Consider the following 22,116-nt stretch of genomic DNA (forward strand, 5'->3'; position numbering starts at 1 on the left):
CTAGCGCAGCAGGATATCCACCGACCGGGAGTTGCCCATCGCCCGTTCCATCACACCGGACCGGTTGGTGACGTCGTCGCGCAGGATCTCCGTAACCGAGCCCAGGAAGCGGGAGAGGTCCACCTTGTCCTCCGGCGCGGCGAGCAGCAGCTGGAAGCCGAACTCGTGCAGCGCGTTGATGGACGCCTCCGCAAAGGACAGCGACGACTTCACGAACGCCTCGTCCATCATCACGGTGCCGTAGGTGCTGAACCCCTGGGACACAATGCCCAGCTGGTAGGCCAGCGCGGACGCCATGATGAACGCGGTGAACCGCTGGCCCTCGCCGCCGGACATCAGCGACGCCTGCAGGTTGGTGAAGGTGTTCCCGCTGGCAAGGCGGTGCGTGCAGGTGATGGTCACGTGCGAACGGACATCGAGCACCTCGGCCCGCCAGCGCTTCTCCTCGGGATCCTTCAGCCGGTCCACCAGACCCTCGAGCGCGGCGTAGCGGGCATCCATGTCCGCCCGGTCCTGCCGCGAGCCCATCATCGGCAGCGCGTTCTTCAGTTCGGTGCGGAACTTGTGCGCGGCGTCGGGAACGGTGGTGGCCACCTCGATCTCCAGGTGGCTGCCGGCGGAGTATTCCACCCGGCGCAGCACCGAGTTCAGCGGCAGCAGGCGCGAGGAGATGCTGCGGCGTTCCTCATCGAGCAGCTGCAGCAGGTCGCTGAAACGCTCATAGGTGCGGTTGTTGAAGTACTCGCGGAACTCCGCTTCGCGCTGCGGCAGGCCCTCCGAAATGATGTCCTCGAAGCGGTCCTCGTAGGCGCCGGCGGATTCCACCGACGTGCCGAAGTCCGACCCCCACTTGTCGCTGAACGTCTCGAACGTGCGTTCCAGCTTCGCGCGGGTTTCCAGCAGGGTCTTCTCCAGCCGGCCCTGTTCGGTGATCAGGGACCGTTCCACCTCGCCGGCGGCCTCCTTCAGCCGGGCCGGGTCGGTCAGGTCCCCGAACGGTTCGAACAGCTCGGCCAGCGCGGACCGCAGCCCCTCGGACAGTGCTTCGGGGGCCTTCGCCGAGAGTACGGTGCGGCGCTCGACGGCGGCGGCCAGGTCGGCGTCGAGCCTCGCGGCGTCGCCCTTGAGAACGCCGACCTTCTCGGTGGCTGCGGTGAGGTCCAGCTCGGCGGTGTCGAGCTCGAAGCGGATCTGCTCCAGATCGGCGTTGGCATCCCGGGCCGAGTCCAGCCGGTCATTGGCGACGGCGACGGCGGCCCGTGCGGCGTCGGCCGACAGGTCCTCCCACGTCCGCTCATCCGCGGCGATGGCACGTACGGCGGCGAGTCGGCGGACGAGCTCATCCTGCTCCTGAGCGTGCTGTCGGGAGAGGTTGTCGGCTTCCTCGAACACGCCGCGCAGGGCCAGCAGCTCGTTGCCGAGCGCCGCGACGGTGTCCTTGTTGTCAAAGCCCAGGACGTTGTCCGAGGCCTTGGTGTGCCGGTCATCCTTTTCCGTGGTGCTGCGGTTGCGCTTGACCGCACCGCCGAGGCTCACACCCTTGGCGACGTCGGCCAGCCCGGCCGGGTCCTCGACACAGACAAAGTCGTAGTGCGCGGTGATCTTGTGGCGGACCCACTCGCCCATTTCGGAGTCGTGGGTGAGCAGCTTGGTGATCAGGTCATCGGGGCCGGGCTCGGTGGGGCCGTCCACGGGAACGGAGACGTCGATGCAGCGGACGTAGCCGTGCATGTCGTTCTCGCTGAGGTAGCGGGTGACGGCGGCCATGTGCTCGCCGGGCACCAGCAGCGCGGTGGCGAGGGAACGCAGGGTGCGTTCGGCGGCCGGACGCCACTGGACGTGCTCGTTGGGCAGGTCGATCAGTTCACCGGCGAACGGCATGTCCGCTTCGTCGATGCCGGTGGCGGCGCAGATCCGGGTCCGCTGGTCCAGGGAATCCTGCCGGATGTTGGACGTGCGGCGGCGGAAGGAGCCGATCTCGTTTTCCAGCTTGGCGATCTGCCCCTTGAGGGACCACGCCTCGCCGTGCGCGTTGCTGCTGCGCTCGCGGGCGGCGTCGAGCTCGGTGCCGAGGGACTTCACCAGCTCCGCGGCGCGGCTGCGGGCGGTGACCAGGCCGGCGGGGGAGAAGTCGACGTCGATGCCCGCCGCGGCGAGCTCGTCCTTGGCGGCGTTCTCCACGGTTTCCCGGGAACGCAGCTGCGCGGAGGCGGCGGCGAGTTCGCGTTCCAGGGTGGCGATGGCTCCGCCGCCCTCTTCGGTGTACCGGGTGCTGAGGGCATCGCGCTGGTCCTTCAGCGTGGCCCGGCGGGTTTCGGCGGCGGAGAGTTCGGAGCGGGCTTCCGTTGCGGCAGCTTCCAGCTTCTGTGCGGTGCGCTGCGCGCCTTCGAGGGCAAGGCGCTGCCGGTAGGCGGGCAGGCCTTCCTTCGCAAGGGCACGGTTGCGCGCCAGGGCGTCCGCGGCTTCGCGGTAGCGGGTGTGCAGTTCGGGGACGTTCTGCAGGTGGTCGCGCTGCTGCCGGGCGCGTTCGAGCTGGCGGCGGATGCTGCGCAGGTGGCTGAAGTCCTCCACGGCCTCTTCGGCGGCGGTGAGGGTTCGCGGGGTGTCCAGCACGTTGTTGCGGAAGAAGTCATTGACGGTGCCGCCCAGGCCCTTGCCGGTCTGCAGGATGCGCAGCAGGTTGAAGGCCTTCTCGTCCTCCACACCCAGGGCGTGGCGGTAGCGTTCGGCGAACATTTTGTGCGAATCGAACACGGCCGCGCCGGGCAGCAGGGTTTCCAGGCTTCCCTTGGTGAAGCGGCCGCGCATACCGGCCTGCAGGGCCTTGAGGTCCAGCGGGCGGTTGTGCACCAGATAGTAGCGGCCCAGGTTGTGTTCGGTGCCGGTGGCGGGCAGGTCCATGACCACGGAGAGGCTGGTGATCTGACCCAGGCCGTTGTCGAACGTCAGGCAGACGGCGGACCAGGTGGCGCCGGGGCGCTGGTAGGCGGTGCCCGCGCCGTCGTCGGCTCCCTGGGTGCCCAGGCGTCCGCGCATGTAGGAGAACGCGTTGCGCTTCTCCTCGGCGTTGGTGCCGGAGTTGTTCTGCGCGGCCTCGTTCATTCGCGGCCGGGCATCCATGACCTGGAGCATGGCGTCGAAGATGGTGGATTTGCCGACGCCGGAATCGCCGGTGAGCAGGGTGCCGGCGCGGTCCACGGAAATGGTGTGCGCGCCGTCGAAGGTTCCCCAGTTGACGATCTGCACGGAGGCGAGCCGGTTCTGGCCGGGGTTGATCAGGTCTCCCATGGGGAGGGTGGTTTCGATGCTCATGCCGGCTCCTCGCCGTCGTTCATTTCGTCAGCGGGGGTGCCGTCCAGGTCCAGGGCGGGGACGGCGTCGTCGTCCCCGCCGAGGGTCTGCATAAAGGTGATGATGTCGCCGATCTGGCTGTACGGCAGGGCCAGCGGCAGGGCGTTGGAAATCACCCAGACGTTGTCCAGCTCGGTGGGGAGCAGCAGCCGGCGGTCCTGCACGAGCTTGCGGATGGCGGCGTCGGCCAGGTCCTCCACGGACTTCGCGTCGCGCTGGCCCGGGTCCACGTAGCCCTCGAGCACCTCGATGATGTCCTGCCGGGCGATGGTGGCCTCGTTCCCGGTGCCGGTGTGGCGGTCCAGGATCAGCCGCATGCGCAGCAGCAGCAGGGTTTCCTCGCGGGTCATTTCGCGCTGGCGCTGCAGGGCGGAGGTGTGCGGTTCGGCCATTTCCACCGGGCGCAGCAGGGCGACCTTGCGGTCCTCGTCAATGACCAGGGTCAGGAACAGTTCGCTCAGCCGGACGCGCAGCTGCTCCTGGTTGTCCACCACGGTCTCGTACACGTTGTCCGAGGAGTTCGCGTCCAGGTACGGGCCGCGCAGCAGCCGGATGAGGGCCTGGCGCAGCTTCAGCGGCAGGGAGCCGATGTCGCCGGGGAACAGTTCCGGGCCGTCGACGAGGAGGTCGCGCGGGGCGTCTTGCTCTGCTTCCAGCTCCGGGTCGAATTCCTCCGGTGCCTGGGACAATTCTGCGGTGGTCTCGCTCATTTTTCGGGGGCTTTCGCGACGGCGACGGCGGGCAGCAGCGCGGTGCGCTCGCTGCCGTCGATCTGGGTAAAGGTGACGGATTCAAGGGGATTGCTTGCATCGAAATAGGCTGAGCCACCGGCGAGCAGGGCGCGGATGCTGTTCAGGTGCCGGTGTTCGGGCGGCAGCTGCTCGAACACCTGGGCCACGGTGGCGCTGGCGCGGGTCGCCGTCGCCCGGGCGACGGCGTCGGCCAGTACCCGCCGGTCCGCGCGCGGAGTGCGGACCGAGCGGTGGATGTCCGCCTCGGTGAACTGCGGCGGTTCGGGCAGGGTGCGCGGGGCGGCGTGGTCTTCGGGGTTGTAGACCCGGACCATGCTGAGGGATTCGAAGCCCGAGCCGTGCAGCTGCGGTGCGGGTACGACGGCGGCCCGGCGGCGTCCGCGCGGAGCCTTGTGGATGGCGGTTTCGGCGGCGCGGATGAGCTGGCGCAGCTGGACGGATTCGCGGTACTCGTCGCTCTGCACATAGGTGTGCATGGATTCGGAGAGCCGGCCGTAAATCCGGTGGATTTCGGTGGCCTGGTCCCGCATGTCGCTGATCAGCCGGTAGAGGCTCTGCCGGTCTTCGGGGCTCATGTCGTCGGCGAAGTCCCGTTCCAGCACCTCCGCGATGGCGGCGCGGAAGCGGGCCTGCTGGTCGGCGTCGTTCAGGAAGGCGGTGAAGCCCTCGTAGGTGCGGCCTTCTGCGGTGCTGCGCAGCTTCTTGTCCGCTTCGAGGATTTCGCCCATGGTCAGGCCCTTGGCGGCGTTGGATTCCACCATTTCCTGGCGCAGGTCATGGAGCATCTTTTCCAGGCCGTCACGCATGCGTTTGAAGTCGGCGGGCAGGGCGGCGGCCAGGTCGAGGATGTCACGGGCGGCTTCGACGGCGGTGTCGTCCGGCAGGGGCGGAGGCGCCTCGCCGGATTCCAGGGCGCGGATCATGTCCTCGCGGCGGGCGACCTCTTCTTTAAGGACGGCGATGCGTGCGGCCGGGTCCGGGTTGGATTCCTGCGCGAGGTTTTCCACCCGGTCCAGCAGGGTGGCCAGACGGGAGGAGTTCAGCGAGGTTTTGTCGCTGGTGTAGCCGTCCAAGTAGGAGAGGAAGCGGGCGGAGGATTCGGTGAGTTCGTAGACGAACTTTCCGTCCGCGCGGGGGCGGGCCAGGAAGCGCCGGGCGACCCAGTCATCGGCGTAGTTCCGGCCGGTCCAGTCTTCGCGCAGCTGCACGCCGTCCATGCGGAGCCGGTTCAGGAAGGAGTCCGTCATCGCGTGGAAGTCGTCCAGCGGAACCCGCGGCCGGGTACGGGTGAAGGCCTCGCGGAAGAGCGCCGGGACCCAGGCATTGGCGTTGGTCAGTTTCCAGCCGGGGGAGGCCTGGAGCCGCTGCAGTTCGGCCCAGCGGGCAACGGCGTTCTCGATGAAGGACATTCTGCGCTTTCCGCCCGTGCGGTGGGGAAAAACGGGCCTCCTCGATTTTAGCCGGGTGGAGGGGCGGGGTGGGTCAGGGGCGTAGGGATCGACGCGAACGCGTGCGGTTACTTCTTATAGGTGCCCTTTACGACCGTCTTCTACAGGGCCTTGTGGTGTAGGCGCGTCTCTTCTGATTTCCTTTCGCCTGGTGGGCATCTTTGGGTGCGAGTCACTTTGCGGCAGGCGGCGAGATCCGGCGGGGTCTGTATCAAACCACAAATCTAAGAGGTAGCTGCGCCGACGGTCTCTCGGGTGAGAGGTGCTAGCCGCAGAGCTAGTATGGTCCGGGCAGATACGAGACACGAGGCGAACATCTTGTCGAGATTCTCGGCAGGCTTGCCAATGGTTCCTCGATCGCATAGCCTCTTCCCATACTAAGAGGTCAGACGCCCCTATTTCTAAGGACCAGCGATTGGCTGAGAGCCCCCGGTACGCCGGGGGTTTTTCTTTTAACTGTTGTTCTATTGGTTACAGTGGCGTATGTGAACACAATATCTGGACCCACCATGGAAACGGTTCCTCGATTAGGAGTGCTGGAACGTGCACTCTTCATGAGTGAGTCCATCGCCGCGGCCGCGGATCCGCGTGCGCACCTTTCGGTATCTGCGTGTTCGTTTCTGATTCCCCCAGCTGCTCTGAGTGAGAGCATTGAAGCCCTCGAGGCTTTTCGGAATGAGCCGGAGCATGCGTTCAAGGCGGTTGTCCCGGCTCTCAGGAGAGCCCAGCGATCTGTCGGGCGCAGTGCCGCCGTGAAGATTATGCAAGACCCGGCGATAGTATCGTTTTTGAATCTTGCCAAGGACGCCATCATCCGTGAGAACAATAAGGGCGTTCTGTTGGCGTTTCTAAAGACGAACCGAACGGCGTTAACCGAAGCGGCTGCCAAGGCGGCTAAGGTATGTGAGCATGGGCTGGCTTACCTTTCCGCACTCACTTCATCGATGGCGGGTCTCCTTGAAAGTCAAGAGAAATTCACGCGGGGCCAACAAACGCGGGTGTCCTCACTGTCGCGCGAGCTAGTTGCGGCTGTCGCAAACCAAGGTAGGACACCGGAGCTATTCGCTGCTTCGGTACAAGAAATAGTCGAAAGATGTGGAACAGCGACGGCTGTTGCGACCGAATTTAGGGCATACATGGATGTTGCTCCCCGCAACTTCCAAGTCGCGGTCGTTGTCGACGCAACTGTGCGGACCTTGGGTATAGACACACAGATTTTCCGCCGTATAGACCCGAAAGAGTCGGTAGGATGGTCCGCGCCTACATCAGCGTCGAAGCGACCAACTGCAGACATGGATCTAACACGATTCTGCTTGCGGCACTGGGGTATGGACGGCTCCGCCGATACAACAGCAAAACACGGCCTTCAATCGCAGATTCTAATAATGAAGGCCCGAGCATGGGACGGGGAGCAGGCGCGCCATGCTGCGCTTGATGCTGCCGAGGGGATTGTTGACCGAATCAACGCCGAACACCGAACGAGCCAATTCGGCGTGAAACGCAAAGTTATGGTTTGGGAGGAAGGCGACAAGGGTGCCTTCGAAGTCCTTTCAAGGAACAAACTGGTACCGACCACCCGCATGCTTAACATTTCGCAAAGTCCGAGCGTAAATAGATCTCTGCGTTTTGCATCACGCGCCGCTGGTGAGAGAGCTGGTTCGATGCAGGTCTTTTTCGCATGGATAGCCCTCGAGTACCTGGGCCGCGGCACCCAGAAAACCCCCCAGAATCTTGTTGCCGAGAATGTCCCTTTCGTTATCTCCCTAGTTGCTCTCCGGCAACTCTGCGTGCATGCTTGGTGGCTACTCACTCGAGAATCTGGTGCAGGAAGTTTGCCCACGAGCGTTCTCGATGTGATCAAGCGGGGTACACGCAGCAAAAGCCGGCATGGACTTGGCACTAAAAAGCGAAACCCGAACGAATTCGATATGAACAAGCTGATGGCGCTCCTGATTTCTGACGGACTTCATCTTGAGCAACTAGCAACAGCCACTGGGGTTTCAGTAGAGATCGCGGAAGCGGCTGTTAGGGAATGGGTATCTTTTCAGCAGAACCTGAGCCCCTATTCCGCCTATCAGGTGAACCATATCCGTGGCACACTTCGAGATGACACGCGCCTAAAGCAATTTATGGAGGAAGTTCGGATAGACGCTGACGAAACGATGCAGCGTATGCGCTTTGTGCGCAACCAAACCGCGCATAATGCGGGCGTAGGAAGCACGGAACATCTGCCGCTCTCGGAAGCGGCACTCAAAGTTCTCGACGCGGTGTTTGAGACCGTGCCACAGTGGGGCGGTTCGCCCGCTGTGTCCCTTGGCTCCATTTCAAAGCGATGGAAGGAAGTGGCACTGGGTGTCCAAAAGCGCGGAAACGCACGACACGAGTTGCCATTTGATGCGGTAAAGGTGCTTAAGCCCTGAGAAAGCCGGCAGCCACCCAGCGCCCCGGCATCGGTCGTCGGCATAGTTGCCTCCCTGACTCCACGAAGCTGGACGGAAAAGACCAACGGAGCAGACTCAGGGTCTGCAATCCAGCACACTATGCAACCCGCTCCTCGGACATGCGAGTTGTTTGCCGCTGAAGATCGACAGAGGTGTTGTCTTGTTGTATGTTATAGACGAGCAACGCGGGTAACCCGTTCGAAGGTGTGAGTTGAAGTCGGAGTAGGCTTCAAATTTCCTAACCTTCCTGCCGGTGAGGCGTCAAGCCCCAGATGTCCATGGACTGCCTGGGGCTGCTCTGTTTAACACTGCGGACGGGGGCCGGCATCAAAAGCACACTGGATCAGTACTATGGCGCCAACGAGCACCCCGTCGCATACCTAGATGAGAGCTTTGACTTGGCTCATGCTCGCACTTTTTACATAGTCGGTTTGGCTGTGGTGAAGAAGGAGTATCTTCATAACACTAGGGAAACTCTGCTCGATTTTTACGATCGTGAGGCCCTTCATGCGGCTCCAATGTATGACAGGCGAGAGGACACTACGCTTCGCCAGGCCACCGAGCTTGTTGCCAGGAATCACGACGGTCTAGACGTCGTAGTTTGTGCTCCTATCAGCGGTGACGACAAGACTGGTGAGGCTGCCAGGCGGCGTTGTCTGGAGTATCTTCTACCCAAGATTCAAGATGAGTTGCAAACAGGATTGTTTATCTTTGACAAGCGCAACCTCATGAAACAGGACGAATATGTTGCCAGTGACCTGCGAAGGGCTAAGGAGTTGAGTAGAGATACTATCGTCTATCACTGTCAGCCTTCGGAGGAGCCACTCCTAGGCCTCCCAGACGTACTGGCGTGGTCTTACCGGCAGGATTACAGAGGCCATCCCCAATGGTTCGACCCCATGCGCGAGAAGACTGAGGTCAAAGTTCTGGGAGCGCCTCGCCGCCTCATCTAACGGGGTATTCGTCCCAGGTTTCAACGGTGATGTGCGCTTGCAGAAGACATTTGGTGCAGCAACTCACCTAGAGTCCCGCCACTTAGCATGCTTTAAGTGTCGGCACACTACCTCTAAGTGCCAGAAAAGCGTGAAGCCCTCTGTACCTACGGCAATCCAAAGGCCGCCACCTTGCCATCGCCGAACAGATCGTCCCGTAGCCAGGTGCGGAACGATGTTCCAGCCCAGGGCGTCGGACGCCAGATGGACGTCCACCTCCCGGCGAGCCGGGCAACAGTCGCGGGAAGTCCTACAGAGGTTTGTCGCCTTCGGCCGGTTGGTAGACGACAACCCGTCAGTGCCGCGTGGTTAGATAGCAGCGTGCGAATTAGGCAGACTTCCATGAGTCCAGAAGGATCTGAGATAAGGATGAGTGGAGAGTTCATTAGAGGCCGAGATCTGGCCCCTGTTCTCGGTACCGTCACCCAGGTTTACACGACGGCGACGGAAGCTTTGGGGCGGGCCATTCCTGAGGCAGAGCGGGCCAGGCTTTGGGCGCGGATTCCTAAGGAACAGGCCCTAGTGGTGATTGCTGCAATGCTAGCGGATATTGACCTAAGTCTAGGAACGGAAAGAGCAGCGGTCGACCGATCGTGGGCTGCTCGGGTGTCTGATCGTCACCTCCGGGATCGTCTTCTTGCTTCCGCTGGCCTAGGTTCGACCCTCTTTGTGCCACAACTCCTATTACTAGCGTTGAGGGAAGCTTTAAGGTACTGCCCGTCTGGCCCACCTTCCAATGACTTGATGGGCCTTGACAACATCGTCCGTTGTCTTCTGGGTATCGGTGACGAGGCGTCTTCTACGGCGAGACGCGATAGCTGGGGAGGTCTGCCCAGTGGACTAGCAAGCGAGATGATCGCTAATCAACAGTTCAATCGATCGATTGACATCGGCTTTCAGTTGGCCTGGGTGGATCGAGCATGGTTTCAAGACTGGCCCATGAGCAGCAAGTCCACGCAAACAGTCGGTGGCCAACCGCAGGAGCTGTTTGAGGAAGCAACAGGCGTTGGGCTCGTAGACTTCGCCGCTGTTGCAATGAATCTGTATGTTCAAGCTCGTCGAAACATCCATTTCCCCCCCAAGTTTTTTGAGACTCTTGGACTCCCGAAGTCAGCGATCGCACATTTCCTTGAGGCGACGTCTCTGACCGTTGCTGAACTTCGGACGCGGATGGATCAAGAATCATTTGAAAGTCAAGGGTCGTTGTATGCTTTCGACACGGTTCGACGGTTCCCGCTTGTCCGATTAAGCACCGGAGCAGTCTTAGTATTGCGGGTCAACTTCGTCGTGGAACGGGCACTAAGTGAGGTTACCTATTTTGATGTTCGTCAACACCTAGCAGCAGTGGACAAACGCGATGGCACAAGGCGTGAGAATGCGTTTATCGGTTGCACCAACAATGTCCTAGAGTTCGAAACCGGTGCAACGCTGAAGCGTGTATTTTCCAAGGGCAAAGGGTGGGTATTGACCGAATTGCAACTTCAAAAGAAGTTCGGATCAAAGACCAAAACACCTAGTGTTTGTGACTTTGCTATCCGTAGAGGAAACACATGGCTTCTTATAGAAGTTACAGATCGAAGCGTTCCCCGACAGGTGATTTTTGGGCGAGCTGCGGCGACTGCATTAGACGCTGAGTTGGACCGCGTCCTGACCGACCGGAAGGCAAGCCAACTATCTTCTACCATCGATTTGCTGCAGAACGAGAGCGCCACGAATGGTAGATCCGCTTCCCAACTGGCCTTTATTCCGTTAGTCCTTACTGCACCTGGCGGGCTCGGATGGAACGCAGCTGTGCATCGACGCGTCAGAGAACGACTGAGCGAGGATGGCCGCTTCTCTGATGCCTTTTCCTCGTCAGTTGCACTAATAACACTCAAGGACCTACGGATATTGGAAAACCTGGCCGACCGCGGATGGGATGTCATCAAACTGCTACGTGCATGGCGGGAGCAAGCTCCGGGAGATGCGTTGGATCACTACATACTAAACAGCGGCATACCGCTCGGAGCACCCGAATGGGAAAAGCGCAGGGCGGGACAAGTGATCGATAAATTTATTGTCCGGATGCGAGGGTAGCAGGAAGAAATAGCGCACTTATCGGGGAAAGATGGAATCCGGCTCCGGGATGGATATCCTGCGAATCCCCTCAGCACAGCGATGCACTTAGAGGGTCTGCGAGGCACTACTGGTATGTCACCGCTGGATCGGGAAATCGCCCAACCGGGCGCAGCGTTCTCGAGTGGCGCAGTTCCCTCGGAGGTGAGCCGCTGGGCCGGTTCCGGCCGGCTCGCCCATCCCCGATCCAACCCACAGTACCGTCAGAAGCTTGTGCTCGTTTGGGACGGTAAGTCCGTGGCCACCAGAGGCTTCTCGCGTGCGGTCGGTTTGTAGGCAACGGCCTCGTCGCCGATCCAGCCCGGAAAAGTGGCGTTCGACGCCGTCGTCAGGCTGCCGGTGAGCGTCAGCTCGGCGGTGACCAGATCGGGCGTGCGCATCATGCTCCGGGGAAGGTGCAAGCGTGCCCGTCCACGTCGATCCGGCTGATAGCAGATCATGCGAATTGGACGTCCCGCAGCTTTCCGCGTGCACTTCCCGAAGACATGGGCGTTGCCGACCGGCATCTGTACCCGCGACCATTCGGGGCCGTCGTCGGGTCCCAGCCGACTCATTAAACCGGCACAGAACTATTCCCGAACAGCCTTGAGATCGTCATTCTCCAAGAGCTCCAGTGGGTACTCGCCGGAACGTTGAGCCCACCAACTGCTCACCAGACCTCTAGCCCCACCCGCCCTCGCCGCCTAGACTGACGGGGCCGTCTGAGCGCGCCGAACGGAGGAGCAGCATGCCCACGATCGCCGAGACCGTTGTCCACAACCTCGCCGCCAATGGGATCCAGCGTATCTGGGGAGTTCCCGGCGACTCCCTGAACGCGGTGACCGAGGCCATCCGCCGGGAGAAGGGCATCGAGTGGATGCTGACCCGGCATGAGGAGGAGGCCGCGTTCGCCGCCGCCGGGGAGGCGGCGCTGACAGGGGAGCTCGCGGTGTGCGCGGGCAGCTGCGGCCCCGGCAACATGCACCTCATCAACGGGCTCTACGACGCGCACCGCAGCCGGGTTCCCGTGCTCGCGATCGCCTCGCACATCCCGAGCGACGAGATCGGCAGCCAGTACTTCCAGGAGACCCGGCCCACCGAACTGTTCCGCGACTGCACGGTCTTCTGCGAGATGGTCCTGAGCCCTGAGCAGATGCCGCGGCTGCTGGAGATCGCCATGCGGACGGCCATCGAGAAGAGGGGCGTCGCCGTGCTCGTGATGGCGGGCGACACCGCGCTTGAAGACGCCGTGGACGAGCGTGTCTTCACGGTCCGCCGCACCGACCCGGTCACCGTGCCCTCCCCGGCGGAACTGCAGGAGGCAGCCACCACGCTGAACGCCTGTGGAAACGTGACCATCCTGGCGGGCGCCGGCGTCGAGGGGGCGCGCGAGGAGGTCCTCGCCCTCGCCGACGCACTGGGCGCGCCGATCGTGCATGCCCTCCGCGGCAAGGAATTCATCGAACACGACAACCCGTTCGACGTCGGCATGACCGGGCTCCTCGGCTTCGCGTCCGGCTACCGGGCGATGGAGGACTGCGACGCGCTGCTGATGCTCGGCACCGACTTCCCCTACCAGCAGTTCTACCCGAAGAAGGCGAAGATCCTGCAGATCGACATCCGGGGCGAGCAGCTCGGCCGCCGCGTGCCGCTCACCCAGGGCATGGTCGGCGGGGTGCGGGAGACGGCGTCGGCGCTGCTGCCGCTGCTCGAGCGGAAGTCGAACCGCACTCACCTCGAGAAGTCCCTGGACCACTACCGCCGCACCCGCGCCCAGCTCGACGACCTCGAAAAGCAGGGCCCGGGCACCATCCATCCGCAGCACCTCGCCCACCTGATCGACGAACTCGCGGACGACGACGCGATCTTCCTGCCCGACGTCGGCACTCCGGTTATCTGGGCGTCCCGGCACCTGCACATCGGCGCGCGACGGCGCCTGATCGGCTCCTTCTGGCACGGCACCATGGCGGCGGCGACCCCGCTCGGCATGGGCGCCCAGGCTGTGGACCGGAACCGGCAGGTCGTGGTCCTCGCCGGCGACGGCGGCCTCGCGATGATGCTCGGTGAGCTGCTGACGGCGGTGCAGCACAAGCTTCCGATCAAGATCGTGGTGTTCGACAACGCGGCGCTCAGCTTCGTCGAGGTGGAGATGAAGGCGGCGGGCATCGTCAACTTCGGCACCGGGCTCGAGAACCCGGACTTCGGTGCAGTCGCGCAGGCGGTGGGGATGCACGGCGAGAGCGTCACGCGCCCCCAGGACCTCGAGGGTGCCCTGCGCCGTGCTTTCGCGTACGACGGCCCCGCGCTCGTCTCAGTCGCGGTGGAGCGGCAGGAGCTGTCCATGCCGCCGAAGATCGAGGCGAAGCAGGCCACGGGCTTTGCGGTCTACGCGATGCGCACGGTGCTCGCCGGTAACGGCCGGGAGCTCATCGATCTGGCAAAGGCGAACGCGCGCCAGCTGCTCTGAGCCGCTTCATCGCTCGGGGCAAGCCGGGCGTGGGAGTACCCTTCCGCTGGGTCCCTCTAACGCTTGCACGTTAGCTCTGTTAAAGATGGTGCGACTTTTCCGACTGTTTACGGCCACAAACCGAATTAGTGAATTGCTGTCGTGTTGGAGGGTGTCAAGGACGGCTTCAGGGACGTCGGGATTCAGTGCCACGAGGATGGCGAGGTCAAGGCTTCGGCCGGCTAGGTCAGCGAGAAGAGTGCCTGGCGTGGCGCCGTTGAATGCTACCGCCTGACGAACCTGGTCGTCTTGGTCCTCAGCGAGGGAGGCCAAGACTTCGGCGGGCGTGTTCGGGTTGGCAGCGACGGCCCGCCGCACCTGGGAGCTTCGTCGTTCTCCACCAAGTAATGCAAGTAGGTCCGGATCAGCCCCCGGGTTGAAAGCAACTTCCATTCGCACTTCTGCACGCTTGTTCGCGACCATCTCCTCAAGTGCAGCACGGTCCGGAGGTGAAGGCCGAGTAACCCGTTCCCATGAGGCTTCCGCTTTACGTACGAGCTCCACCGGCGTCGCAGGGTTTTTCAGCGCTGCGGCGCGTACGTCGGCCTCAGTGTCGGAGATCAGGTTTTCGAGTATTGCTTGTGGGATCTTGGGGTTCCCAGCTGTCCGAGCACGCACTCGGGAATCCCCGTCATGAGAGAGTGTCTTGAGAACATTTGGCGGAGAGGCCGGGTTGTCAGCTAGTCCGGCCCGCACGTTTGCTTCAGGATCGCCGACGAGGCGCAAGATTACAGCCACAGGTGCCGCGGGATTTCCGGCGACCGCGCCGCGGACAAGATCATCAGTGCTCCGTGCCAGACGCGACAGAGTTTTGCCACTGCTTCGTCTGTCATCTGCTACAACCACCCGCATATCGGGACAACGCACGCGACTCTTTGATAGACGGTCGAGGGCTTCTTCGATCATTGCCAGTGGCACGTCAATGTCTGCCCGTTCCCCAGTGAAGGTAAGCACGGCGTGCAGATCCTCGTCTATATCGACTAGGAGCATGGCCGCCGCAATAGAACTAGCAAGATCACCGGGAGTGACGACATTTTCCAGTACTGCCAGCCGTACTGCGCGCTTTGGGTCCACAGCCAAGGAAGATAGGGCAACTGTCGGGGCGAAGGGGTTTTGCGCGGCTGCAGTACGCACTCTAACGTCTCTGTCTGCTGCCAGATCGATCAAGACGGTCTCCGGCACCAATTCCAGAGAAGCCAGCAACTCGCGAGCGGCAACGGACTTGCTGGTCTGCATTGACCGGAAAAGCGTAGCCCGGTCGTCAGCTTCAAGGGCAGGGTTCTGGATGAGGCTAGTGAGCACCTGCGCCGAGGTGCTCGACATCAACGTCAAGAGTGCGGAGTAGGGAGTTGCTGGGTGGGAAGCGATCAGGCAAAGCGTCTCGTGCTGGTATTCAGAGACGCTGTGTGTCCATTCACGCCTGGCACCCATACCCTCCGTTCGGAACTTTAACCTTGCTTCTCCGGAGGCTGCAAGGTCCACGAGTAATGTGCTGACTGGCTCATCGAGGATATCGGCGCTGCGCTTCAGCGTGATCCAGCGGATCTCCGGATCGGCATCGTTCAATAATTCTTCACGTACCGTAGGGTCAAATAGAGGCATCGTCCCGGCGATCATCCTTCGGACCCACACGGGCCGATCCGCCCGCATCAAGTCCTTCAGGACCTGGTCCGGCAGGTTCCGCCGCCGCATCCACTCACCCAAGACAAGAGGTCGACCGGTCTGTGAGCCCCAGCGATAACTCGCATCCGGAATCGGCATACGTTCCCTAACCCCTGTTGTTGTTTGGAGGAAGTCGGCGAACCATTTTGAGTCGAGTGCCGATTCGTCTCGGTCGTGGCCGATTCGAACAACATCGTGACTTTCTCCAATGGCGTCTTTGCCCGCCGACGGCGCTCCGGTCGCTAGTGGTGTTTCAACACCGTCGCTCTTCTTGGCAGCGGATTGCGGATCCCGCTTGGCGTCAGTCGCCAAAGACCTCATCGCGGGTGCGGGGGCCTTGGGGTTCATTGCCGCGGCTCGTCGAACTGCAATGCTTCGATCGTGCGCGAGTTCGCCCAGGACGTCTCTGGGGGCTGCTTCATTCCGTGCAACGCCTTCGCGAACCGAGGAATAAAGATCCTCCGCGAGTATTCTGAGGGTCTCTTCAGGTGTTACAGCGTTTCGTCCCACACGCCGTCGGATGTCGATGTCCTTACTCGACGCCAACGCGGCCAACGTTTCATACGGCGTATGCCGGTTATCCGCGAGCAGCTGATGCCTGCGCTTTGCTGAAATCGGCGAATGGGGCGCAAGCTGAGTTTTCTCGGTCGCTTTGATGAGCCCTTGCCGCAGTGAAGGAAGTAGTTCTTCAGGATCTCCGCCGAGAAGGCGCGTAAGACTCCAAGTTGGTGTCATGCTCTGGCGTGGGAGCCAAATACCGACATGGCGAATACCCAAGCGGTCATCGGAATCGAGCATCACGTACCCAAGTAACTGACGGATGAAGTCGCGAAGCTTGGGAACCGTCAACGCGCTGTATACCTTGCAATCGATCAGGGTCTCACCGATGACCCAGTCAGCATCTGCCCCTCCGACGAGCCCGGAACCGACGAATGCCGGGTTTGGGTCGTAGGGGTCTCCGTCTTCGATTTGCTCCTGCCATGTTTCAAGCTGATCTGCGTTAGTCAGCAACAACGATCTGATATCTGCCAGTGCGAGCGCATTCAGGTTATCTGCAAAAGATTGGCCATCGATAGCTGCATCGCAGGCATCGCCGACGGAACCCTTCATTGCCTGCACGCCCGCCCGAGCGATCTGTTCGCAGTGGGCAAGCAAGATGGCTGCACGGTCGAGATCCGAATCGCTGAATGGCTCACGCACTAGGGTTGTGGCCAGGTGAAACGCCTCTGTAAGGATCCTGGCGCGGTGAGGGCCGTTCTCTATCAGGGGAACGTAGTTGGGCAGTAGAGCAACTCCTGCGGCAGCCAGTGAATGATCAGGGTTAAACTCCTGGAGCTCAATTCGTGCCCGAAAATCAAAGGCCGTTCCGATGAGTGGTAAATCGGTTCCCGGGAAAGAAGGCACTAACGTTCTTCTTCTCACAAGTTTGGACAGCCCTAGGGCCTCCACCGCCGCACTCCAGCCTTCGACCGGACCGCTCAAATCTCCGAGGAGCGGAGAAATCCCATCCAGGTAAACACGCACTGAAGATTGTGGATCACGAAGAAGCGATGTGAGGCTCATTGAATGACTTTACCTATCAACCCTTATGCGGCGTGGGGTCGAATCGTGGCGAACGTTACGGGCTGATAAATCGATCAGGGCTGACGCAGGGGGCCTATTGGTGGCCAGTGTGATTGAGGCACCAGCTGCGATTGTCGAATACGACAACAGGGGAGGTGCAGAGTCGGCGGCAAGTCGATGCCCCGGGAAGCTTTACGAGCATAAGTAGGCTCTTGTTCTGTTGCCGCTTTTTTCTTCCCTGCTATGGCATGCTGGCTTCCGTGGACTCCCAGATAAGACAGCACAAACGATGGTTCGGCCCTGGGATGCGCGGAACGGTCTGGCTAGTCGTGGCTGCAGCGCTTGGATTCATCATCGTCAGGGCCATTCGCAACCCGGTGAATTACGAGTCAGGTATGTCGTTGGGTGTCATGGCGGTTTTTATCCTGTTCTTCGTGTTACTCTTCGTCGCTCTACGTAGCGCATACCGGGCCTTTAGTCGGGCGCGGAACAACCTTCCGGACCCAGCGAGTCCGTCCTCATTTCTTCTGAAAGCTTTGTTCTGGCTGGGACTCGCTGGATATTTTTTCTCTGCTGAAGTGGCCGCTGTAATCGACGTGCTGACCAACGGCAAGATCACCATACTAGGTATCCCGGATCTCCGACTGTTGTTGCTTCTGGTGGCGATCGTATCGGTTCCAGCCTTGGCCTTCTTGGGAGCTGGTCTGCGGAATGTCGATTTGTACCGGCAGCAAAGAAACCGCAACCCCCTTAGAACAGCGGCCAGGGCACCGCAGGCATGTCACCGCTCGGAGACGGAAACACCCCAGCCGAACGAAGCCGGGCACAACGGGCGGCAAACGAAGCAATTTCCTCGGCAGTGAGCAGCTTCGCCAGCTGCGAGCCCAACTCACCCTTGAGCCCCGAGAGAACCCGGTCAACACCCGCCAGCTCCTCGGCATTCAACGCATCCCCGATCCACCCCCACAGCACCGTCCGCAGCTTGTGGGCCCTGTGAAAGGTGAGCCCGTGGTCCACGCCGTACCGGTGCCCGTCGCCCATGGCCAGGACGTGATCACCCTTGCGGTCGGCATTGTTGACCAGGACGTCGAACACCGCCATCCGCCGCAGCGCCGGAGTGTCTTCGTGAATCAGGGAGACGATCCGCCCGTTTTCATCCTGCCCCTGAAGGACCTCTTTCCACCCGGTGTCCGGCACGTCGTCGGCCGGCACCAGGTCCACCGCGGTCTGCTCCGGGTCGGTCTCCTGCCAGAGCTGGACCATGCCCTCACCGAACCGGCCATCGCGCAGCCAGGTCCGCGGCACGATGTTCCAGCCCAGCACCTCCGACACCAGATAGGCGGCCACCTCCCGGTGCGCCAGGCACCCGTCGGGAAAGTCCCACAGCGGCTTCTCGCCCGCGATCGGTTTGTAGACGACGGCGGCGTCGCCGATGCTGCCCAGGAAGGTGGCGTTGGACGCCGTCGTGAGGCGGCTTGTGAGCGTCAGCTCGGCGGTGACCAGGTCCGGCGCGGGCATCAGGCCTCGGGGAAGGTGCAGGTGTGCCCGTCGGCGTCGATCGGCTGACCGCAGATTACGCAGATGGGACGCCCGGCGCCCACCACTTCCCGCGTGCGCTTCGCGAAGGCCCGGGCGGTGCCGACCGGCATCCGCACCCGCAGCACCTCTTCGGCGTCGTCGGTCTCGTCGTCGTTCTCCTCGAGGAAGCCGTCGTCGTCCTCATCCACCTCGTCGAGGGGGTAGGCCTCGATGACGATCTGCGCCGTCGTCGGGTCCCAGCCGAGGCTCATCACGCCGGCGCGGAACTGTTCCTGAACCGCCTCAAGATCGTCATTGTCCACAAGCTCCAGGGGAGTGCTCGCGGGAACGTGGAAGGGGTTGCCGTCGACGGTCATGAGCTGGTCGAGGATCTCGTCGATCTTCTCGGCGAGCTGGGCCGACTGCAGTTTCTCCAGGGCAATACTGACAATCTGCTTCCCGGCGCGCACCTGCAGGTAGAACGTGCGCTGGCCCGGAACGCCGACAGTGCCGACGACGACGCGGTCCGGCCAGTCGAAATCGTGAACGGTTGTAGGCATAGAACTACTCTAGGCTCATCGGGCCGGCGGTGCCGCGTGACCTGCACCACCGCCCACCGGGGCATCGTCCGACGTCGGCCTGGCCGCCAGCCAGGACAGGTCCCCGGCGTCGGTGTTGGTCGCGAGGACGGTGGGGCGTCCCGTGCCGTAATGCACGATCGACACGGAGGCCGGTCCCACATTGATGCGCTGGAACATGTCCAGGTGCATGCCGAGCGCGTCGGCGAGGACCGACTTGATGATGTCGCCGTGGCTCACCGCCACCCACACCGCCCCCGGCCCGTGCTCGGCTTCGAAGGCTGCATCGTGGCGCCGGATCGCCGCTACCGAGCGGGCCTGCATCGCTGCCATCGACTCGCCGCCGGGAAAGGTGACCGCGGACGGCTGTGACTGCACCGTCGCCCACAGCTTCTCCTTCGCGAGCTCCTCGAGCGTGCGGCCCTGCCAGGAGCCGTAGTCGCACTCGGTGAGGTCGACGTCGACCGGCGCGTGCGGGGTGCCCGGCTGGCGGTCGAGGATGAACTGCGTGGTCTGCCGGCAGCGCTCAAGGGGACTGGATACCACTCCGACCACCGGCACGACGGCGAGCCGGTTGCCGGTCGCGGCCGCCTGGTCGCGGCCCACCTGGTCGAGTTCGACGCCGGGGGTCCGGCCGGCCAGCAGGCCGGAGGCGTTCGCTGTGGTGCGGCCATGCCGCACGAGGATTACTGTTGCCATCTCCCCAGAGTAGTCATGCGTGAAGACGCCGACGGCCGGGTGAACGTGCTGGTGTGAGCTGTCTGTACCGCGCGGGCAGGCGCCGCCCCGGTTGTAGCTATTGTTGGCGCATGGAAATTGTCCCGTATTCCGCCGAACACCGCGAGCCACTACTGGCCCTCTCATTGCGGGCATGGGAACCAGTGTTCCAGTTACTCAAACCAGCTGTCTCTGCCTTCGTCTATGAGTCGTTCTACCCCGAAGGTTGGCGTAGCCGGCAAACCGACGATCTAAAAGCGACCCTCGACGGCGAGCCGGAGAATATCGACGTCGCTCTCATCGACAACGCACCTGCCGGGTGGGTCTGCACGCGACTTCATCCCGAGGACAGCATGGGTGAGGTCTATGTTCTTGCTGTCGACCCCACGCACCAAGGGAAAGGACTCGGTCGGGCACTCATGCAGAGTTCAATTAGCCGAGCCCGATCACAGGGCATGCGAATGGTGATGGTCGAAACAGGCGATGACCCTGGACATGCGCCGGCCCGTCAGCTCTACGAGGGGTCCGGGTTCGAGCGGTGGCCTGTTGCCCGCTACTTCAAGGAGATAAGCGGCGAAACGTAGTACACGAACTGCACTAGAGCATCCCCATATGGGACTGGAGCAAATGACCCATGCTGAGGAATTGACCGGAATGGCCCCAGCGCCAATCAGGAGGGAGAAGCTTTGAAAAGGTTCTATGTTGCGTCGAGCTTCAGAAATATCGTCAACGTCAGGTACGTCGCGCAAACCCTGGAAAGCAAGGGCTACGTCAACGCGTACGACTGGACCCGGAACGCGTCAGCGCGCGATGCGGGCACAGTCACCCTCGATCATCTGTGCGATATCGGGCAGCGTGAGAGAGATGCAGTGATGGGGGCCGACGTCGTTGTTATCCTGCTTCCAGGCGGGAAGGGCACGCATGTTGAGCTTGGCATCGCACTCGCTCAAGGCAGAAGAACAATCCTGCATTCGGCGGACGAAGACATCAATAACCCCGAGACCACCAGCACGTTCTACCACCTACCTGAGGTGGAGAAGTGCCACGGAACTCTGGACGACCTCCTGGCTATGATCGCGACGTGCCTGTCGCCTCGGTCTGACTCGATTCTGTCGCATTGAGGGACCGGCGTACGGGGCACAAAGTTTCGTCGGCAGTTGGCCTACTCTGCAAAGATACATATGTGAAAAAGAGCCGGAAGCCGCGCCGTCCAGACGTCGCATCTGTCGAGCTCGTCGGTGGTCCTGAGAAGTACGAGCTGGGGCTCTGCATCCACGACGATAAATGGGCAGACACATACCTCGACCATCGACGGCGGATTAGTGATGCCCTGGGCGGTGAGTACTTCGAGATCGAACATATCGGTTCCACCTCTGTTCCGGGACTGGCAGCCAAGCCAATCATCGACATCGTGGTCGCAGTGGACGACATCACGGCCGAGGAGGACTACCTCGACCCGCTTCTCGCAGCCGGGTACGAACTGCGAGTCCGAGAACCACGGCACCGGCTGGTACGTACGCCGGAACGCGATGTTCACGTTCATCTATACGAACGGGGTGATCCTGCGATCGGCGAGTATCTCCTTCTGCGCGATCATTTGCGTCGCAACGTAGAGGACCGTGTCCTCTACGAAAGAACCAAGAGAACTTTGCTCGAGAAGCAGTGGGACGACATGAATGACTATGCCGCTGCAAAGACCGAAGTCATCCTGGCGATCAAGGCGCGGGCAAGGGCAGCCTGCAGGTATTGACGCTATACAAGCGGGAGCGGATCGCCCAGAGGGATCGCCCTGAGGAAGGCTCTGGCTAGACTCGGGGGCATGACAACGGGGGATCAGCGAACAAGAGCTGCGGGTCTGGTGTTCGGTCTCGGATCAGCGGCTGCTGGCTGGTTCGCCATAGGACCCGATCACCTCGTCTACGCGGTCGTTGTCCAGGGTGCTTTCCTCTTCATGGCGCTCCTGACAGGTCCAGCACTGGTGGACATTGCCCGCTACCGCTACCGGGTCAGACCATTCGAGCCGCGGATTTACACCCTGCTGGGAGCGGAGGCACTCCGACGCTTACTCGGCCTCGTCGGCTGGAACAGAATCATCAAAGAGATGCGTCAAACAGAGCAAGGAGCAACAGGGATAGCCCGCTTCCTTAGAGGGACCGAGCAGTCCGAAACCGGTCACCTTCTCGGCTTCTTCGCTACCGCAGTACTGGCCATCATGGCCGCGGCTACATCACACCCTCGAGGTGCTGCACAGATTCTGCTTCTCGGGATGATCCTTCACTTGTATCCCGTCATGATCCAGCGCATCACCCGCTTTAGAATCACCAGCCGTCGAACCAACATCAATGGAAGCGGACGCTGAAGGATCCTACTCCACGCCTGACCCACCCGGCTCCGGCAGGTAGGAAACGCTCGCTGGGCGAATGACGATAGCCCTGTAACAGGTAAATAATCTTCGCCTACCTGCCTCAACGCTTTTGTTGCGCCGGATTTCGCG

Annotated in this window: 16 protein-coding genes; 8 read left to right on the forward strand and 8 right to left on the reverse strand. The window is 61.9% G+C overall.

Going from position 1 to position 22,116, the window contains the following annotated elements:
• The 3 genes from LOC60_RS12540 to LOC60_RS12550 are packed head-to-tail and all read right to left on the reverse strand — an operon-like array spanning window position 1 to window position 5,512.
• The gene (locus LOC60_RS12540) at window positions 1-3,312 is read right to left on the reverse strand and encodes an ATP-binding protein (protein WP_230025663.1); all 3,312 of its coding nucleotides are present in this window, start codon (window positions 3,310-3,312) and stop codon (window positions 1-3) included.
• Window positions 3,309-4,061, reverse strand: coding sequence for a DUF4194 domain-containing protein (locus tag LOC60_RS12545; RefSeq protein ID WP_230025665.1), 753 nt, complete (start codon window positions 4,059-4,061; stop codon window positions 3,309-3,311). Before LOC60_RS12545 ends, LOC60_RS12540 begins: the two co-directional genes overlap by 4 nt.
• Complete coding sequence (locus tag LOC60_RS12550) at window positions 4,058-5,512, reverse strand: DUF3375 family protein (RefSeq protein ID WP_230025668.1); 1,455 nt, start codon at window positions 5,510-5,512, stop codon at window positions 4,058-4,060. The genes LOC60_RS12545 and LOC60_RS12550 overlap by 4 nt, the downstream gene beginning before the upstream one ends.
• 791 nt (window positions 5,513-6,303) lie before the next feature.
• Here LOC60_RS12550 and LOC60_RS12555 point away from each other — a divergent pair.
• The 3 genes from LOC60_RS12555 to LOC60_RS12565 all read left to right on the forward strand — a co-directional run bounded on the left by LOC60_RS12555 (window position 6,304) and on the right by LOC60_RS12565 (window position 11,060).
• Entirely contained in the window at window positions 6,304-7,971 is a 1,668-nt protein-coding gene (locus tag LOC60_RS12555) for a hypothetical protein (protein ID WP_230025670.1), read from the forward strand.
• 293 nt (window positions 7,972-8,264) lie between these two features.
• The gene (locus tag LOC60_RS12560; protein ID WP_230025671.1) at window positions 8,265-8,945 is read left to right on the forward strand and encodes a hypothetical protein; all 681 of its coding nucleotides are present in this window, start codon (window positions 8,265-8,267) and stop codon (window positions 8,943-8,945) included.
• 783 nt (window positions 8,946-9,728) lie between these two features.
• Complete coding sequence (locus LOC60_RS12565; protein WP_230025674.1) at window positions 9,729-11,060, forward strand: hypothetical protein; 1,332 nt, start codon at window positions 9,729-9,731, stop codon at window positions 11,058-11,060.
• 242 nt (window positions 11,061-11,302) lie between these two features.
• Here the strand turns inward: LOC60_RS12565 and LOC60_RS12570 are convergent, their stop codons facing one another.
• Window positions 11,303-11,482, reverse strand: coding sequence for a hypothetical protein (locus LOC60_RS12570; protein ID WP_442860415.1), 180 nt, complete (start codon window positions 11,480-11,482; stop codon window positions 11,303-11,305).
• Between the two features lie 344 nt (window positions 11,483-11,826).
• Here LOC60_RS12570 and poxB point away from each other — a divergent pair, with 344 nt between their 5' ends.
• A complete protein-coding gene (gene poxB, locus LOC60_RS12575; protein ID WP_230025675.1) occupies window positions 11,827-13,545 on the forward strand; it encodes a ubiquinone-dependent pyruvate dehydrogenase in 1,719 nt (572 codons plus the stop codon).
• A 6-nt stretch (window positions 13,546-13,551) separates the two neighbouring features.
• On the opposite strand, the gene LOC60_RS12580 is transcribed toward poxB, so the two are convergent.
• From LOC60_RS12580 to LOC60_RS12595, 4 genes are all read right to left on the reverse strand, one after another.
• A complete protein-coding gene (locus tag LOC60_RS12580) occupies window positions 13,552-16,809 on the reverse strand; it encodes a hypothetical protein (protein ID WP_230025677.1) in 3,258 nt (1,085 codons plus the stop codon).
• A gap of 750 nt (window positions 16,810-17,559) precedes the next feature.
• Window positions 17,560-18,327, reverse strand: coding sequence for an SCO1664 family protein (locus tag LOC60_RS12585; RefSeq protein WP_230025679.1), 768 nt, complete (start codon window positions 18,325-18,327; stop codon window positions 17,560-17,562).
• Window positions 18,327-18,887, reverse strand: coding sequence for a DUF3090 family protein (locus LOC60_RS12590; RefSeq protein WP_230025680.1), 561 nt, complete (start codon window positions 18,885-18,887; stop codon window positions 18,327-18,329). Before LOC60_RS12590 ends, LOC60_RS12585 begins: the two co-directional genes overlap by 1 nt.
• Before the next feature lie 15 nt (window positions 18,888-18,902).
• Complete coding sequence (locus LOC60_RS12595) at window positions 18,903-19,604, reverse strand: MSMEG_4193 family putative phosphomutase (RefSeq protein WP_230025682.1); 702 nt, start codon at window positions 19,602-19,604, stop codon at window positions 18,903-18,905.
• A 110-nt stretch (window positions 19,605-19,714) separates the two neighbouring features.
• On the opposite strand from LOC60_RS12595, the gene LOC60_RS12600 reads away from it, so the two are divergent.
• The 4 genes from LOC60_RS12600 to LOC60_RS12615 all read left to right on the forward strand — a co-directional run bounded on the left by LOC60_RS12600 (window position 19,715) and on the right by LOC60_RS12615 (window position 21,981).
• Complete coding sequence (locus tag LOC60_RS12600) at window positions 19,715-20,206, forward strand: GNAT family N-acetyltransferase (RefSeq protein WP_230025685.1); 492 nt, start codon at window positions 19,715-19,717, stop codon at window positions 20,204-20,206.
• Window positions 20,207-20,308: 102 nt separating this feature from the next.
• A complete protein-coding gene (locus LOC60_RS12605) occupies window positions 20,309-20,743 on the forward strand; it encodes a hypothetical protein (protein ID WP_230025687.1) in 435 nt (144 codons plus the stop codon).
• 62 nt (window positions 20,744-20,805) lie between these two features.
• Window positions 20,806-21,372: a GrpB family protein gene (locus LOC60_RS12610; RefSeq protein WP_230025689.1), complete on the forward strand. Its 567-nt coding sequence runs from the start codon at window positions 20,806-20,808 to the stop codon at window positions 21,370-21,372.
• A gap of 69 nt (window positions 21,373-21,441) precedes the next feature.
• Window positions 21,442-21,981 carry a hypothetical protein gene (locus LOC60_RS12615; protein WP_230025691.1) on the forward strand — a complete coding sequence of 180 codons (540 nt, stop codon included), beginning with the start codon at window positions 21,442-21,444 and terminating at the stop codon, window positions 21,979-21,981.
• Window positions 21,982-22,116: the final 135 nt, after the last annotated feature.

The organism is Arthrobacter sp. zg-Y769 (assembly GCF_020907405.1).
Lineage (GTDB): Bacteria > Actinomycetota > Actinomycetes > Actinomycetales > Micrococcaceae > Arthrobacter_B.

Bases quoted from the DNA above. Each gene is read 5' to 3' on its own strand.
- LOC60_RS12580 (WP_230025677.1), bottom strand. From the start codon at position 16,809: ATGAGCCTCACATCGCTTCTTCGTGATCCACAATCTTCAGTGCGTGTT.
- LOC60_RS12545 (WP_230025665.1), bottom strand. From the start codon at position 4,061: ATGAGCGAGACCACCGCAGAATTGTCCCAGGCACCGGAGGAATTCGAC.
- LOC60_RS12560 (WP_230025671.1), top strand. From the start codon at position 8,265: ATGTCCATGGACTGCCTGGGGCTGCTCTGTTTAACACTGCGGACGGGG.
- LOC60_RS12565 (WP_230025674.1), top strand. From the start codon at position 9,729: ATGGGCCTTGACAACATCGTCCGTTGTCTTCTGGGTATCGGTGACGAG.
- LOC60_RS12590 (WP_230025680.1), bottom strand. From the start codon at position 18,887: ATGCCTACAACCGTTCACGATTTCGACTGGCCGGACCGCGTCGTCGTC.
- LOC60_RS12540 (WP_230025663.1), bottom strand. From the start codon at position 3,312: ATGAGCATCGAAACCACCCTCCCCATGGGAGACCTGATCAACCCCGGC.
- LOC60_RS12570 (WP_442860415.1), bottom strand. From the start codon at position 11,482: ATGATGCGCACGCCCGATCTGGTCACCGCCGAGCTGACGCTCACCGGC.
- LOC60_RS12615 (WP_230025691.1), top strand. From the start codon at position 21,442: ATGACAACGGGGGATCAGCGAACAAGAGCTGCGGGTCTGGTGTTCGGT.
- LOC60_RS12585 (WP_230025679.1), bottom strand. From the start codon at position 18,327: ATGCCCGCGCCGGACCTGGTCACCGCCGAGCTGACGCTCACAAGCCGC.
- LOC60_RS12595 (WP_230025682.1), bottom strand. From the start codon at position 19,604: ATGGCAACAGTAATCCTCGTGCGGCATGGCCGCACCACAGCGAACGCC.
- LOC60_RS12550 (WP_230025668.1), bottom strand. From the start codon at position 5,512: ATGTCCTTCATCGAGAACGCCGTTGCCCGCTGGGCCGAACTGCAGCGG.
- poxB (WP_230025675.1), top strand. From the start codon at position 11,827: ATGCCCACGATCGCCGAGACCGTTGTCCACAACCTCGCCGCCAATGGG.
- LOC60_RS12600 (WP_230025685.1), top strand. From the start codon at position 19,715: ATGGAAATTGTCCCGTATTCCGCCGAACACCGCGAGCCACTACTGGCC.